General features: G+C 69.9%; 14 protein-coding genes. 10 read left to right on the top strand and 4 right to left on the bottom strand.

Features of this window, described 5'->3' with window-relative positions:
- The first annotated feature begins 21 nt into the window (after positions 1 to 21).
- Positions 22 to 1,626, top strand: coding sequence for a uroporphyrinogen-III synthase (locus tag ACQE3C_RS06495; RefSeq protein ID WP_434538365.1), 1,605 nt, complete (start codon positions 22 to 24; stop codon positions 1,624 to 1,626).
- Positions 1,627 to 1,787: 161 nt separating this feature from the next.
- Here the strand turns inward: ACQE3C_RS06495 and ACQE3C_RS06490 are convergent, their stop codons facing one another.
- Complete coding sequence (locus tag ACQE3C_RS06490; RefSeq protein WP_434538364.1) at positions 1,788 to 2,330, bottom strand: TetR/AcrR family transcriptional regulator; 543 nt, start codon at positions 2,328 to 2,330, stop codon at positions 1,788 to 1,790.
- Between the two features lie 85 nt (positions 2,331 to 2,415).
- Here ACQE3C_RS06490 and ACQE3C_RS06485 point away from each other — a divergent pair, with 85 nt between their 5' ends.
- On the top strand, positions 2,416 to 3,243 hold the full coding sequence (locus ACQE3C_RS06485; protein ID WP_434538363.1) for an SDR family oxidoreductase: 828 nt from the start codon (positions 2,416 to 2,418) through the stop codon (positions 3,241 to 3,243).
- 25 nt (positions 3,244 to 3,268) lie between these two features.
- Here ACQE3C_RS06485 and ACQE3C_RS06480 read toward each other — a convergent pair whose 3' ends face one another.
- Complete coding sequence (locus ACQE3C_RS06480) at positions 3,269 to 4,030, bottom strand: VIT1/CCC1 transporter family protein (RefSeq protein ID WP_434538362.1); 762 nt, start codon at positions 4,028 to 4,030, stop codon at positions 3,269 to 3,271.
- Positions 4,031 to 4,243: 213 nt separating this feature from the next.
- On the opposite strand from ACQE3C_RS06480, the gene ACQE3C_RS06475 reads away from it, so the two are divergent.
- The 6 genes from ACQE3C_RS06475 to ACQE3C_RS06450 are packed head-to-tail and all read left to right on the top strand — an operon-like array spanning position 4,244 to position 10,464.
- On the top strand, positions 4,244 to 4,921 hold the full coding sequence (locus ACQE3C_RS06475) for a histidine phosphatase family protein (protein WP_434538361.1): 678 nt from the start codon (positions 4,244 to 4,246) through the stop codon (positions 4,919 to 4,921).
- On the top strand, positions 4,918 to 5,499 hold the full coding sequence (locus ACQE3C_RS06470) for a TlpA family protein disulfide reductase (RefSeq protein WP_434538360.1): 582 nt from the start codon (positions 4,918 to 4,920) through the stop codon (positions 5,497 to 5,499). Before ACQE3C_RS06475 ends, ACQE3C_RS06470 begins: the two co-directional genes overlap by 4 nt.
- Positions 5,500 to 5,507: 8 nt before the next feature.
- Positions 5,508 to 6,272: a cytochrome c biogenesis CcdA family protein gene (locus ACQE3C_RS06465; protein ID WP_434538481.1), complete on the top strand. Its 765-nt coding sequence runs from the start codon at positions 5,508 to 5,510 to the stop codon at positions 6,270 to 6,272.
- Positions 6,272 to 7,906: a cytochrome c biogenesis protein ResB gene (gene resB, locus ACQE3C_RS06460; protein WP_434538359.1), complete on the top strand. Its 1,635-nt coding sequence runs from the start codon at positions 6,272 to 6,274 to the stop codon at positions 7,904 to 7,906. Before ACQE3C_RS06465 ends, resB begins: the two co-directional genes overlap by 1 nt.
- On the top strand, positions 7,903 to 8,985 hold the full coding sequence (gene ccsB / locus ACQE3C_RS06455) for a c-type cytochrome biogenesis protein CcsB (protein ID WP_434538358.1): 1,083 nt from the start codon (positions 7,903 to 7,905) through the stop codon (positions 8,983 to 8,985). The genes resB and ccsB overlap by 4 nt, the downstream gene beginning before the upstream one ends.
- 12 nt (positions 8,986 to 8,997) lie before the next feature.
- Positions 8,998 to 10,464 carry a sigma factor-like helix-turn-helix DNA-binding protein gene (locus tag ACQE3C_RS06450; RefSeq protein ID WP_434538357.1) on the top strand — a complete coding sequence of 489 codons (1,467 nt, stop codon included), beginning with the start codon at positions 8,998 to 9,000 and terminating at the stop codon, positions 10,462 to 10,464.
- A 21-nt stretch (positions 10,465 to 10,485) separates the two neighbouring features.
- Here the strand turns inward: ACQE3C_RS06450 and ACQE3C_RS06445 are convergent, their stop codons facing one another.
- Entirely contained in the window at positions 10,486 to 11,298 is an 813-nt protein-coding gene (locus tag ACQE3C_RS06445) for an SDR family NAD(P)-dependent oxidoreductase (RefSeq protein WP_434538356.1), read from the bottom strand.
- 30 nt (positions 11,299 to 11,328) lie between these two features.
- Here ACQE3C_RS06445 and ACQE3C_RS06440 point away from each other — a divergent pair, with 30 nt between their 5' ends.
- On the top strand, positions 11,329 to 12,777 hold the full coding sequence (locus ACQE3C_RS06440) for a mycothione reductase (RefSeq protein WP_434538355.1): 1,449 nt from the start codon (positions 11,329 to 11,331) through the stop codon (positions 12,775 to 12,777).
- A complete protein-coding gene (locus ACQE3C_RS06435) occupies positions 12,774 to 13,967 on the top strand; it encodes a glycoside hydrolase family 3 N-terminal domain-containing protein (RefSeq protein ID WP_434538354.1) in 1,194 nt (397 codons plus the stop codon). The genes ACQE3C_RS06440 and ACQE3C_RS06435 overlap by 4 nt, the downstream gene beginning before the upstream one ends.
- Before the next feature lie 215 nt (positions 13,968 to 14,182).
- On the opposite strand, the gene ACQE3C_RS06430 is transcribed toward ACQE3C_RS06435, so the two are convergent.
- Entirely contained in the window at positions 14,183 to 15,112 is a 930-nt protein-coding gene (locus ACQE3C_RS06430) for a DUF2510 domain-containing protein (RefSeq protein ID WP_434538353.1), read from the bottom strand.
- Between the last annotated feature and the right edge of the window lie 14 nt (positions 15,113 to 15,126).

Raw genomic sequence — 15,126 nt, 5'->3', positions numbered from 1 at the left:
CACCACGAACAAGGAGGTCCGATGAGCGCGCAGGAAGCCGGAGCGACGCCAGCGGCCGAAGCAACACCAGGTCTGGACACCCCGACCCACACGCGCGTCGCCTTCGTCGGCGGCGGGCCGGGACCGGCGTGGCTGCTGACCCTGGCCGCGGTGGAGACGATGAACGCGGCCGACGAGGTGATCGTCACCTCGCCCGACCTCGACACCAGTCACCCGCGCCTGCACCTGCGCCACCTCCTGCGTCAGGGCCTCGACGAGATCGACCCGCAGTCCCTGCGCGGCCGCCAGGTGGCCATCCTGGTCTGGGGTGACCCCCTGCTGTCGCCCCGGGCGGCGGCGCTGGCTGCCCAGTGTTCCGAGGCCGGGCTCGACGTCGACGTCATCCCCGGTGTGGCCGCGCGCACGTCCCTGCCCGGTTTCGCCGGTGTCGCGCTGGGTGACTCCGCCCAACTGGTGACGCTCGAACCGGGTGCCGACGCCGAGAACCTGCCGGAGCTGGCTGCCGCGGGCACGGTCGTGCTGCTGGCGCGGGGCGACCAGCTGGCCCTCGTGGCCGAACTGGCCGGGACCGCCCACCGCGACCCGGACGAGCCGGTGCTGGTCACCGCGAACGCTGCCACCCCCGAACAGGCCTCGATCTCGACCACCATGGACGACCTGGGTGGGGTGTTGAAGGACCTGAACGCCACCGACGACTCGGCGCTGGTGATCGTGCTGGGCGCCAACACCGCCCCGGCCGTGCGTGACCCGCTGAACTGGTTCGAGTCGAAGCCGCTGTTCGGCTGGCGGGTGCTCGTGCCCCGGACGAAGGACCAGGCCGGGACGCTGACCTCGCGACTGGCCTCGCACGGTGCCGTGCCGGAGGTCGTGCCGACCATGTCGATCGAACCGCCGCGCACCCCGCAGCAGTTGGACAAGGCGATCACCGGACTGGTCGAGGGCCGCTATCGCTGGGTCGCGTTCACCTCGGCGAACGCCGTGCGTGCGGTGCGTGACAAGTTCCTCGAGTACGGGTTGGACGCCCGCGCCTTCGGTGGCATCCAGATCGCCGTGGTCGGCGCCGCCACCGCGGAGGTCTGCCGGGCCTGGGGCCTGGAACCCGACCTGATCCCGCTCTCGGAGCAGTCGGCCGCCGGCCTGGCCGCGGAGTTCCCGGCCTACGACGACATGCTCGACCCGATGAACCGGGTGCTGCTGCCCAAGGCCGACATCGCCACCGAGACCCTGGCCGCCGGCCTGGTCGACCTCGGCTGGGAGGTCGAGGACGTGGTGGCCTACCGCACCGTCCGGGCCGCCCCGCCGCCGGCAGAGACCCGCGAAGCGATCAAGACCGGCAAGTTCGACGCCGTGGTGTTCACCTCGTCGAGCACCGTGCGCAACCTGGTCGGCATCGCCGGCAAGCCGCACAAGGTCAGCATCATCGCTGCAATCGGCCCCCAGACGGCGGAGACGTGCCGCGAACACGGCCTGCGGGTCGACGTGCAGGCCGACAACCCGTCGGTGGTTGAACTGGCCGACAAGCTCGCCGAGTTCGCCATCTCCCGCAAGCAGGACCTGATCGCCCGCAAGAAGCCGACGGTTCGTCCGTCGTTGCAGCGTCGTCGCGGCCGCCCCGTCGGCAGCTGACTCGCTCGTCCGGCCAGCGCGCACCCTTGCGGGCCCCCTTCCTGCCCCATGCGCTCGTCCGATCTTGCATTCCTTGCGCCAACGCAACGAATGCATCCTGTCCCACCCGGACGACGTGTATTCGTTGCACCCACGCAAAGAGTGCAGGACGAGGAATCCAGCTACAGCGCCGAGCGCAGCACCAGCTCGAGCAGTGGACGCACGTCTGAGTTGTCGTGCCGGGCGATGCGGTGCAGGATCAGCCCCTCCGCGCAGGCCATCACCGCTGCGGTCGCGGTCTGCGGGTCGTCGGCCCCGAGGTGTGCCAGCACCGGCTCGAGGAACGCCCGCATGGCCGCGCGCCCACCCGAGAGCTTTTGACTCAGCGCGGGCCGGTGTGCGGCCTCCACGAAGACGACCAGGCGTGCGCTGGTGAGGACCCGTTGCTCGCCGGTGGTGCGGTCCAGCAACGCCACGAGCAGGTCGACCAGCTGATCGACCGACTGCGGGGCGAACCCCGCCGGGTCGATGCCGCGCAGCTCCCGGTCGAGGATGGCCTCGGCGACACCCTCGAGCAGGGCCTCCCGGGTGCGGAAGTAGTTGGACGTCGACCCCGGCGGCAACCCCGCCCGCTCATCGACCCGGCGATGCGTCAACGCCTTCAAACCCTGCGTGCCCAGCAACTCGATGGCAGCAGCCAGGGCCCGTTCTCGAAGCGCGGTCATATCACCACTATAGAAGTAGTGTCATGAGCTCACTACGAGAGTAGTGTCGGCAGTGGCAATCTCGCCCGGACGAAAGGCAGCCCGAATGCCAACAGCACTCATCACCGGAGCCGGTCGAGGCATCGGCGAGGCCAGCGCCCTGCGGCTCGCCGCGGCCGGCTGGACAGTCCTTGCCGGGGTCCGGGACGAGGCCAGTGCCGAACGCCTGGCCGCGCAGCACGTCGGCATCACGCCAGTCCTGCTCGACATCACCAACGAGGCGCACATCGCCGCCCTGGCCCAGGTGCTCCCGGAGCGTCTGGACGGGCTGGTCAACAACGCCGGGATCGGCGTGCTCGGCCCCGTCGAGGCCGTCAGCATCTCGGACTTCCGCCGCCAGTTCGAGGTCAACCTGTTCGGCCAGGTCGCCGTCACCCAGGCCTGCCTGCCGAGGATCCGGGCAGCGGCGGGGCGCATCGTGTTCATCTCCTCCACCGGTGGCCGCACCCCGGTGGCGATGGAGGGCGCCTACTGTGCCTCCAAGTTCGCGATCGAGGGGCTGGCCGACGTCCTGCGGGTGGAACTGCGGCCGTGGCACATCGGCGTGTCCGTCGTCGAGCCCGGCCCCACCGACACCGGGCCCTGGCGCGAGATCGACACCATGCTGGACGACATGGAGGAGGCCATGTCGCCCGACCACCGCGAGCTCTATCGTCCCCACACAGTCGGCATGCGCAAGATGGTGGGCGTCCTCCAGCCCCGGACGGTCCCCGCCGACGTCGTGGCCCGCGCCGTCGAGCGGGCACTCACCGACCGCAGACCACGGGCGCGGTATGCCGGCGGGGCCCAGGCCCGCGCGATGCTCACCCTGGGTCGGGTATTGCCCACCAGGGTCGGCGACGCCCTGGCCGCCCGCATGGGCGGGTGGAAATAGGGCCCCGAGACGTCAGGGGCCCGGGTCAGACGATGCCGGTGGTGCCCAGCAGGGAGCCGATCAGGTAGGTCGCGGCCAGGGCCAGGGCGCCACCGATGACGACCCGGGTGGCGGCCCGACGCTTCGAACCGCCGGCGATGCCCGCGGCGACTGCCCCGGTCAGGGCCAGCCCGGTCAGGGTGGCGACGAAGGTGATCGGTACCCGCAGCTCGGGCCCGGGCAGCAGGATGGCCAGCAGCGGCAGCAGTGCTCCCACGGCGAAGGCGATGAACGAGGCGGCCGCGGCATGCCAGGGGCTGGCGACGTCGGTGGCGTCGATGTTGTGGCGCTCGCGCAGGTGCGCATCCAAGGGGTCGCGGGCCGACAACTGTCGCGCCACTTCGTGGGAGGTCTGCGAGGTCAACCCGCGCCGTTCGTACAGGCCGGCCAGGGCGTCGAGTTCGGCCTCAGGATCCTGCTGCAGGGCGCGGCGGGTGTGGTCGATGATGTGCTGTTCGCTGTCACGCTGGCTGCTGACCGAGACGTACTCACCCAGTGCCATCGAGACCGCCCCGCCGATCACCGCCGCGATGCCGGCCATGGCGATCGTGCCGGTGGCGGTGGTGGCCCCGGCGACCCCGACGACCACCGCAGCGGTGGACACGATGCCGTCGTTGGCGCCGAGCACCCCGGCCCGCAGGGCGTTGAGCTTCTGCTCGAGCCCACCCCGACGCTCACCGTCGGTACCCGTGAATCGACCAATGATGGTCGAGCCGGAATTCGCTTCGGAAAGGTCAACAGCAGTCATGTCGGCATTCTATTCCTCCGTGACATTTGCCACAACGAAGGAAAGGCAACCCTCACTTTCGGGGAATTAGGCAAGGAATGCCTTACCTGAATGCATTTCCCACCCCGCGGGCGGTCAACTGGCCCGGCCTTGGGCCCTCACGTATCATGGTCGGAGCACATGACCCGGCACCGCCCCACCGACGTGTGGGCCGTGGCCCAGCCAGGAGGAACAGTGAACCAGCCAGCAACGGCCGAGGCCGTCGTCCACCTGGTGCGCCACGGCGAGGTCAACAACCCCGAGGGTGTGCTGTACGGGCGACTGCCGGGCTACGGGCTGACCGAACGCGGGGCCGCGATGGCCGAGCGGGTCGCCGAACACCTGGCCGAACTGCCCATCGCCCACCTGGCGACCTCGCCCCTGCAGCGTGCCAAAGAGACCATGGCCCCGATCGCGGCCCGGTTCCCCCACGTCGAGGTGGTCGAGCAGCCACTGGTCATCGAGGCCGCCAACGACTTCCAGGGCATGGTGTTCGGCCGCGGGAACAAGGCATTGAAGGACCCGCGCAACTGGTGGAAACTGCGCAACCCGCTCAAGCCCAGCTGGGGTGAACCCTTCACCGAGGTCGCCACCCGCATGCAGTGGGCCCTGCAGGTGGCTGCCGATACGGCCATCGAGGCCGGGGGGCAGGCGGTCGTGGTCAGCCACCAGCTGCCGATCTGGGTCGCAAGGCTGAGCGCCGAAGGGAGCCGACTGCCGCACGACCCGCGCAAGCGTGAGTGCACGCTGGCCTCGGTCACCACCTTCCACCTGCGCCAGGGCCGGGTCGTGCGGGTCAGCTACGCCGAACCGGCCAAGGACCTGATCCCCGAGAAGGACCGCCGGATGAACTTCTCCGCTGGTGGCAAATGAGCGCTCCACTGACCAGGCGCCACATCTTCCGGGCAGGGCTGGGGCTGGCCGCCACCGTCGCGCTGGCCGGCTGCCAGGACAACCCCACCGCCAGCAGCGAGGTCGGCTTCGTCGTCGGTGACGGCTCGTTCACGATGATCCCCGTCAACCAGCGCAAGGTGCTGCCGGTGCTCGAGGGCACCGACCTCCACGGCGAGGCGCTCTCGACGGCCGACCACAGCGGCAAGGTCCTCGTCCTCAATGTGTGGGGCTCGTGGTGCGGGCCCTGCCGCAAGGAGGCCCCTGACCTGGTCGCGGCCGCCGCCGCGACCACCGACGTGGCCCAATTCATCGGCATCAACACCCGCGACAACTCGGCTGCCACCGCCCAGGCCTTCGACCGTTCCTTCGGCGTGACCTACCCCAGCTTCTTCGACCCCAACGGCGACCTGCTGCTCAAGCTCAGCGACCTGCCGCCCTCGGCCATCCCCAGCACCCTGGTCGTCGACCTGCAGGGACGAGCGGCTGCCCGCGTCCTGGGTGCGACGACCAGCACCACCCTGCAGGGGATCATCGACGACGTGGCGGCCGGCAAGTGATCGGTGAACTGGTCACCCTCGACGTCGGCACCTGGGCCCGCCAGGCCGTGGGCGGCTCGATGCTCCTCGCCGTCCCGGTGGCGATGCTGGCCGGCCTGGTGTCCTTCTTCTCCCCGTGCGTGCTGCCGCTGCTGCCCGGCTACCTCTCCTACGCCACCGGGTTGAGCGCCGCCCAGGTCGCCTCCGGTGAGGGGCGACGCAGCCAACTGCTGCTGGGCACCCTCGGCTTCGTACTCGGGTTCGCGGTGCCGTTCATGGCAATGGGCGCCATCTTCGGGTCACTGGGGGAGGTCCTGGCGGTGCAACGCCAGACGATCACCGTCGTCATGGGCGTACTGGTCATTCTGCTGGGGCTGGTCTTCTGCGGGGTGATCAAGATCGGCGGCAGCACCCGACGGCTCAACATCACCCCCAAGGTGGGCGTGGCCTTCTCACCGCTGCTGGGCCTGGTCTTCGGCATCGGCTGGACGCCGTGCATCGGCCCGGCGCTGTCGGTGGTGATGAACCTCAGCTACCAGGAGGGCGCCGCGGTGCGCGGCAGCGTGCTGGCCTTCGTCTACGCCATGGGGCTGGGCATCCCGTTCGTGCTGGCCGCACTGTTCATGAGCCGCTTCTCGGTGGTGATCAACTGGGTCAAGAAGCACCAGCGGGCCGTGCAGGTCACCGGTGGCGTGATGATGATCCTGGTCGGGGTGGCCATGGTCAGCGGGCTGTGGGACACGGTGGCGAACTGGCTCTACATCCTGGCCGGTAGCTGGGGGATGCCGATCTGATGAGTGAGACCACCACCGATCCCGAGACCCCGGGGGCACCGGAGCCCGAGACGTCCGACACCCAGACGCCCGAGACCCCGAAGTCCGAGACCCCGAAGGCGGGGCGCACCGACCAGGGGCTGTCCCCGGTCGAGTTCCTGCGCTGGGGCTGGACCCAGCTGACCAGCATGCGCACCGCCCTGGTGCTGCTGTTCCTGGTCGCGCTCGCCGCGATCCCCGGCTCGCTGATCCCGCAGGAGGCGGTCTCCCCGATCCGGGTGCTCGACTTCGCCGAGGCGAACCCCCAGCTCGACCGGATCTATCGTCCGCTGTACCTCTACGACGTCTACGGCTCACCCTGGTTCGCCGCGATCTACCTGCTGCTGTTCGTCAGCCTGATCGGCTGCATCCTGCCGCGCATCAAGGTCTACTGGCGAGCCCTGCGCACCCCGCCGCCGAAGATCCCCGCCCGGCTCACCCGGCTGCCCGAATGGGGACGCGGCAAGCTCGCCCTCAGCCGGGACGACGCCCTCGCTGCGGCCACCCAGGAACTCAGGGCCCGTCGCTTCCGGGTGGTCGCCTCCGAGCAAGGGCTCTCGGCCGAACGCGGCTACCTGCGTGAACTGGGCAACCTGGTCTTCCACCTGAGTCTGGTCGTGGTGCTCGGCGCGGTCGCGTTCAACAACATCTTCACCTTCAAGGGCACCGCCACCGTGGTCGAGGGTGCCGGGTTCAGCAATGTCATCACCCAGTACGACGAGTTCAACGCCGGCCCCGGGGTCGACATGAACGACCTGCCGCCGTTCTCGCTGCGGGTCAACCGTTTCCACGCGGCCTTCGAGCGTGGCAACACCCAGCGGGGTGCCGCGCGGCTCTTCGATGCCGACATCACCGCCACCACGGCCTCGGGCACCAAGGACGTCAACGTCCACGTCAACCAGCCGCTGAACATCGACGGGGTCAACGTGCACCTGCTGGGCCACGGTTACGCCGCCCATGTCACGGTGCGTGACGCCAATGGCGACATCGCCTTTGCCGGGCCGGTGGTCTTCCAGCCCCAGGACGGCAACTTCAGCAGCTTCGGGGTGATCAAGGCCCAGGACGCCCGCCCGAAGCGGCTCGCCTTCGAGGGCTGGTTCCTGCCGACCGCGACGGTGGACGAACTCGGCCCGCGCTCGACCTTCCCCGATGCCGACAACCCCGAACTGTTCCTCAACGCCTGGACCGGTGAACCCAAGGAAGAAACCGGGCGACCCGAGAACGTCTACGTCCTCGACAAGACCGGGATGACCCAGATCACCCGTGACGGCCAGATCGTGTCCTTCCGCCTGAAGCCGGGCCAGCTCTACGAACTGCCCGACGGGCAGGGCAGCATCCAGTTCGACGGTTGGTCGCGGTGGACCAAGCTGCAGATCAGCCGCTCACCGGGCCTGCCGTGGGCCGCCGGGGCGCTCGCCATCGGGGTGATCGGCCTGTGCTTCAGCCTGTTCGTCCGCCCGCGGCGCCTGTGGATCAAGCTGCTCGATGACGACCAGGTCGAGGTCGGTGGGCTCGACCGGGCAGACTCGCGCGCTGGTCTGGCAGATGACATCACGGCGGTGTTGAGTAGTGTCAGCCCCAGAACTCACGCCCCACCCGAAGGAGATGACGCATGAGCACCGCCGAATACTCGAGCCTGGCCATCGTGGCGTCCTTCGTGATCTACATCCTGGCCCTGGTCGCCCACAGCGCTGAATGGGCCTCGATCCGCGGCGTGTCGCTGAAGTCCGAGGCTGATGCGGCCGGCGGTGATGACCTCGACCCGGTGCGCGTGCGCAGCGACATGTGGGGTCGGCTCGGCGTGATCCTCACCGGGCTCGGGGCCGCCTGCCACGGCATCGGGGTGGTGCTGCGCGGCATCGCCGCCGACCGCATGCCCTGGGGCAACATGTACGAGTTCGTCATCACCGCGCTGTTCTTCGCAGCGGTGCTGTACCTGGTCGGTGTGTGGCGTTGGAACCTGCGCTGGCTCGGCCTGCCCGTCTCGCTGCTGATGGCGGTGGGCAATGGGCTGGCGGTGACCGTCTTCTACGTCGATGTGGCGCCGCTGGTGCCCGCCCTGCATTCGGTGTGGTTCATCATCCACATCGTCGCGGCCTGCATCTCGGCGGCCGCCTTCAACCTCGGCGCCGCCGCGGCCATCCTCTACCTGGTCAAGCGGCGCGCCATCCTCAAGGCCGAGCAGCGGGCGACGGACGACGCCGACCCCGGGAACGAAATCGACGGTGGGGCGGGGGTCGTGCGCACCGGCGACCGGTCCCCCGATCGTGCCCCGGCCACCAGCGCCGACGAACTCGAGCAGGAGTGGGCCGGCACCGTCGCCACCACCACGAAGCGAACCTCCGGGGAACCGGTGCTCAAGGGCTTCCTGGCTCGGATGCCGTCCCTGGCGTCCATCGACCGGTTGAGCTACCGGGCACACGCCTTCGCGTTCCCCGTGTGGACCTTCACCATCGCCGCCGGGGCCGTCTGGGCCGAGTACGCCTGGGGGCGGTTCTGGGGCTGGGACCCCAAGGAGACCTGGTCACTGGTCACCTGGGTGATCTACGCCGCCTACCTGCACGCCCGGGCCACCGCCGGGTGGAAGGGGCGCAATGCCGCCATCATCGCCATCGTCGGTGTCGCGTCGTTCTGGTTCAACTTCATTGGCATCAACCTGCTGGTGAGCGGGCTGCACTCCTACGCAGGCATCTGATCGGTTCGGGCAATGGCACGGCGCGAGGACGTGTGGCTGCGGGAGCTCTACGAGGCCCAGTGGGACCCGATGGTCCGCCTCGCCACCCTGCTGCTCGGCTCGGCGAGCACCGCCCCCGACCTCGTGCAGGAAGCCCTGCTCGCCACCCACCAGCGCCGACGCCACTTCGACACCCTCGAGCAGGCCGAGGTCTACCTGCGGGTGGCGGTGGTCAACCGCACCCGGGCTGTCCGCCGGGCGGATCCACCGACCACGGGCACCCAGGAGATCCTGGCCCGGGTCGCCGCCCTTCCCCAGCGGCAGCGTGAAGTGCTGGTGCTGCGCTACTTCCTGGGACTGGGGGACCCCGACATCGCCGCCACCCTCGGCATCTCGCGCAGCGCCGTGGCCTCCCACGGCCACCGTGGGGTGCTGGCGATCGGGGCGCAGTTCGAAGGTGGCACCGACCCGGACGAGTCGCTGTCGCCGGAGCCGCTGGACGCGGTGGATGCCGAGGCCACCGAGGTCGTGATCATGGAGGTCCTGGCGCAGCGGGGCGCCGAGGTCGAGGTGCCCGACCGCCGGGCCGAGGTGATGGCCGGCGCTGCTCGTGCCGCCGGCAGCACCGGTGGGTCCGGTGGCCGACGATTCCGCTGGTTGGTGACCTCTGCGCTGTGTGCGCTGCTGGTGGGCCTGGCGCTGCCGGTGGTGGTGCCGGGGTTCTCCCTGCTGGGACGGGTGCAGCAGACCACGTCGGCACCCTCACCCACCGCCGAACCGTCGCCGCACACCCCGCCGTCGCTGGCCACCCTGCAGCGTGACCTGCCGGTCTACTACGTCGGTGCCGATCGGCTGCTCTACCGCGAGTTCCGCGACCTGCCGACCCAGGGCGACAGGTTGTCCACCGCGGTCGGGGCGGTGCTGAACGTCGCCCCGCAGGACTCGGCCTACAGTTCCCTGTGGGCGGGTGGCCAGGTGAACTCGGCCACCATCATCGGCCCGCGCATCGTCATCGACATCTCGGCGGCGGCCTTCGCCAACTTCACCGACCGGGCCATCGCCGATGCCGCCATCAATCAGGTCGTGTACACCGCGATTGCTGCGGTCGGTGACCAGAGTGGTGAGCGCAGCGTGCAGATCCTGATTGACGGGTCACCCAACCTGCCCGTCATCGGCACCCCCACCGAAGACTTCACCCGGAATGGTGTCGTGCCCCTGGGGCGGCTGTGGATCCTGACCCCCGGGCCGGTGACGCCCCTGCCGGCCGGTGAGATGACGCTGCGCGGTTACCAGCAGGTGGCCCTCAGTGACACCACCATCCACTGGGAGGTGCTGGACGCCGATGAGTTGGTGGTGCGCCAGGGCACGGTCGCGGCCACCGGCAACGAGCAGGGCTGGCGCTATTGGGTGGCGGCGGTGATCCTGCCCGCCGGTGAGTACGAGCTGCGGGTCTGGACGACGCAGATTCCTGAGCAGCGGCGACACTTCACGGTCGCCTGAGCCCGTCGTCCGGGCAGCGGCTCAGCCGCGGGTGACCACCCGGGCCAGCACGGTCGAGACCCGTTCGGGCACCAGCCGGTTGGCCCAGGCGGTGACCTTGTTGGCGGTGCCGTCGATGACCGTCGGACGATTGGCCTTCAGCGCCGCGAAGGTGGTGGCGACCACGTCGCGGGGTTCGCGGCGACGGCGCAGCACGTTCTCGTTGCCGGCCCGCTTGAAGAAGCCGGTGTCGGTGGGGCCGGGGTTGATGCAGACCACCCGCACGCCGGTGCCCTGGGTTTCGTGCCAGATCGCGTTGCTGAAGCTGCGCACGTACGACTTGGACGCGGCGTAGACCGCCATCCGCGGGATGGGCTGGTAGCTGGCGGTGCTGGCGACGTTGATGATGCTGCCCTGCCCGGCCTCGAGCATCGCCGGCAGGAAAAGCCTGGTCAGGTGGGTCAGCGCGACCACGTTCACCTCGAGCAGGTCGTTCACCTGGTCGGGGTCGGACTCGACCAGCGGCTCGATGATGGCGTAGCCGGCGTTGTTGACCAGCGTCGAGACGTGGATGCCCTCCTCGCCGAGCCGGCGGTGCAGGTCGACCCGGGCCTGCCGGTCGGTCAGGTCGACCGGTTCCAGGGCGATGCGCACGCGGCCGCCCAGTTCGTGGGCCAGGTCGCCGAGCTTGACCGTGTCTCGACCGGTCAGCACCAGGTTGGTGCCCTGCCGCGCGAGGTGGCGGGCGAACTCCGCCCCGATGCCGCCGGTGGCTCCGGTCACCAGCGCCCACCCTGCGGCACTGGGGTCGATGGTGTGCTGGGCTGGGCCCGGGGCCTGGTCGCTGGATGCCATGGTTCCACTCTAGGTGGAAGACTGGCCGACATGGAGCCCACGCACTACGACCTCATCATCATCGGCTCAGGGTCCGGCAACTCCCTGATCGACCCGCGCCTCGACGGCCTGACCATCGCCATGGTCGACGACGCGCCGTGGTACGGGGGTACCTGCCTGAACGTGGGCTGCATCCCCACCAAGATGTTCGTCCTGCCCGCCGACCACGTGGTCGACGCGGACGAGGCCGCCCGGCTGGGCGTCACCCAGCAGACCACGGCGGTCGACTGGCCCGCGATCAGGGACCGCATCTTCGGGCGGATCGACCCGATCAGCGCCGGGGGGCTGGACTGGCGCGAACGCCAGGCCCATGTCGGGGTCTACCGCGAAACGGCCACCTTCGTCGACCCGTACACCCTGGCACTGGCCCCTTCGGGTCGGCGGATCACCGCCGACCGGATCGTGCTGGCCGCAGGCTCCCGGCCACGGCAGGTGGTCGAACCCGACGCCGACGTGGAGCACCTGGTGCACACCTCCGACTCGATCATGCGCGTCGATGAGCTGCCTGCCAGGTTGGTGGTGCTGGGCGGCGGGTTCGTCGCCGCCGAGTTCGGCCACGTCTTCTCTGCCTACGGGTCGCAGGTGACCATGATCATCCGCGGTGATCGGCTGCTGCGCCGCGAGGACGAGGATGTCTCTGCCGCGTTCACCGAGCTCGTCTCGCAGCGGATGCAGGTGGCCACCCAGGAGCGGGTGCAATCGATCAGCGCCGGTCCCGACGGTGGGGTGCGGGTGACCACCGTGGCGGCCGACGGCACCGAGCGACACCACGATGCCGACCTGGTGCTGAACGCGACCGGTCGCATCCCCAACGGTGACCGGCTGAACCTGCCGGCCGCCGGGGTTGAGGTCGACGACGCCGGGTTCGTGAAGGTCGATCAGTACCAGCGCACGAGTGTCGAGCACATCTGGGCACTGGGTGATGTCTGCCAGCCGTGCATGCTCAAGCATGTCGCCAACCGCGAGATGCGCACGGTGATGCACAACCTGCTGCACCCCGACGACCTGGTCGCCACCGATCACCGCCACATCCCGCATGCGGTCTTTGCCCACCCCCAGATCGGCGCCGTGGGGGCGACCGAGGCCGAGCTGAAGGCCCAGGGCAGGCCCTACGTGGTCAAGACCCAGCGTTACGGCGATGTCGCCTACGGGTGGGCGCTGGAGGACCAGTCCCACTTCGCCAAGCTGCTCGCCGACCCGCAGACCGGCAAGCTGCTCGGCGCGCACCTGATGGGGCCGCAGGCCGCGACCCTGGTGCAGCAGTTGATCCACATGATGCAGTTCGAACAGGACATCGAATCGGTCGCCACCCAGCAGTACTGGATCCACCCCGCGCTGCCGGAGCTGGTCGAGAACGCCCTGCTCGGCCTGGTCGAACAACGCCGCGAGTGGCTGGCCGGCCGGCTGAGGGCTGCCGGCGACACCGGGCAGGTGTCATGACCAGCCGCCGGGTCGTCCTGGGCGGGCTGGCCGCCGGTGGGTTGACGGTGCTGGCCGGCTGCGCCACCGACAGCGGTGAACCTCCGGGGTCGGTCACGCCGAACCCGAGCGACAGATCGCCGGGCGGGGACAGCTCGACGAGTGCCGCGTCCAGCCCTTCGTCCCCGGCCAGCAGCCCGAGCGGCGCTGCCGGGTTGTCGTTGGAAGCCCAGGTCGGGCAGTTGATCATGGTTGGTCATGATCGTCCGCAGCTGGACAATGCCACCCGTGACCTGCTGACCACCCACCAGGTCGGGTCGCTGCTGCTGCTCGGCAATGCGCTGGGTCCCAGCAGCGGAATCCGGGCGATGACCATGGAACTCGAGGCGCTCGACCTGGCCGCACCGATCATCGTCGCCGTCGACCAGGAGGGCGGGCAGGTGCAGCGGCTCAACGGCGAGGGGTTCAGCCGGATTCCCGACGCCGTGGCCCAGTCGGCCATGGCTCCCGCCGAGCTCGAGCGGGCCTGGGTCGAGTGGGGTGCCGAACTCGCCGGGGCAGGGGTGCACTACAACCTGGCGCCCGTGGCCGACGTGGTGCCGGCCGACAATGTCTCCCGCAATGCCCCCATCGGGCAACTGCGGCGCCACTACGGCACCACCAACGCGGCGGCGATTCCTTCGCTGCGGGCTGTCGTGGGTGGGCTGAGCGCCGCTGGGGTGGCGACCAGCCTGAAGCACTTCCCGGGGCTCGGCAGGGTCAGCGTCAACACTGACTTCGGGGTCGCGGTCGACACCGTGACCAGCGCGACCGATGAGGAACTGTCCCCGTTCGTCGAGGCGATCGAGGCCGGGGCGAGTTCGGTCATGGTCTCCAGCGCCATCTACGAACAGATCGACCCCGGGCAGCAGGGGGTGTTCTCGTCGAAGGTGATCACCGACATCCTGCGGGGGCGGCTCGGCTTCGAGGGGGTCGTGATCGCCGATGACCTGGGTGCGGCCGTCGCCGTCAAGGACGTCACCCCCGGCGAGCGGGCGCTGCGTTTCCTGCGGGCCGGCGGTGACCTGGTGATCACCGCCGACCCCGGTTTGGTCGAGGAAATGGTGTCCGCAGTGCTCGACGTTGCCCGCTCCGACGAGGCCTTCGCCGACGAGCTGGCCCTCAAGGCCGGGCGGGTGCTGGCCCTGAAGGACTCGGTGCTCCCGGCCTAGCCGGACCCGGCCCGGACGCGCGGGCTGACCGCCGCCGGGCGGGGGCGGCGCCTCGACCTGGTGGCTCGGCCTTGTCTGCCCTGCTTGTGCATCGTTGCCTCAGTTCACCGCGGGGCATGGCGTCGAACTGAGGCAGACGCGGACCGCCCTTGGCGGTGGCCCGGCTGCGAAACCAACACGGCCACCCACCCGGCTGGGGCGTCCGGAAGAAACTGCTAGCTGACCCGCAGCTGGTCGAGCAGGTCGCGGGCCACCGGCAGGTACTGCGCGGCGTTGTCGGGGATGGAGGCGTAGTAGATCGAGTTGCTGTTGCCGGCGGTGGCCACGATGGCGATCAGGGCGGTCTCCCCCTTGGCCTCCAGGCCGGGGATGTCGAAGGTGAGGTGCATCTCGAGCAGGTAGCCCTCGCGCCCGTCGATGACGATGCTGCGGGCATCGACGTCCTCACGTTGCACGGGGGAGTCGCCGTAGAACGCGCCGACGATGCAGCGCGAGACCATGTCCATGCCGGCCTGCGGTGAGACGAACCCGTCCCCGTCGACCAGTTCACCGACCAGGATCGAGGCCACCCAGTTCTGGCCGGGGCGGTAGTCGGCCTCGATGGTGATGGTCTGGGTCTGCACGTCGCGGCCGAAGGGCACCCTGCCGTCGACCTGCGGGGGTGACCACGGCGACCCGAGCCTCGGGTAGGACAGCCCACCGCCGTACACCCGGCCATCATTTGGGTGCGGATCGACCGAGTAGTTCCCGGGACCGACCGGCGGGCAGAACTCGGTGGGGTTGGACGCCGGACCGTCGTCACCGCCGAGGATGCCGACCTGCGCCAGGGCCCAGATCAGCGCGACCACGGTGACCAGGGCGATGCCGATGATCATGAACGGGCCCTTCACCCGTTGCCACCCTGAGGCCTCAGTGACCGGTTCGTCGTCGAGCGGGTCGGCGACCTTGACCACGATCGGGGCGTTCGGGTCAGCGCCGGACGCCCCGGACGCTGCCGACGACGAGGACGACGCGCTCCCGGACCCACCGGGGGAGGAAGCGGCGCCCGGAGTGGCGCTGGTCTCGGACGACCAGGACTCACCGTCCCAGTAGCGGTAGCGGCCCTCGGCGCCACCCGGGTCGGGGTACCACCCTGCCTCAGCCATCAGTCGACCCCACC

This window comes from Aestuariimicrobium sp. Y1814, from assembly GCF_050113895.1.
In the GTDB taxonomy this organism is placed as follows: Bacteria; Actinomycetota; Actinomycetes; order Propionibacteriales; family Propionibacteriaceae; genus Aestuariimicrobium.
Note: the sequence above shows the minus strand (reverse complement) of the source record. Positions and strands in the feature narration are given on the sequence as shown.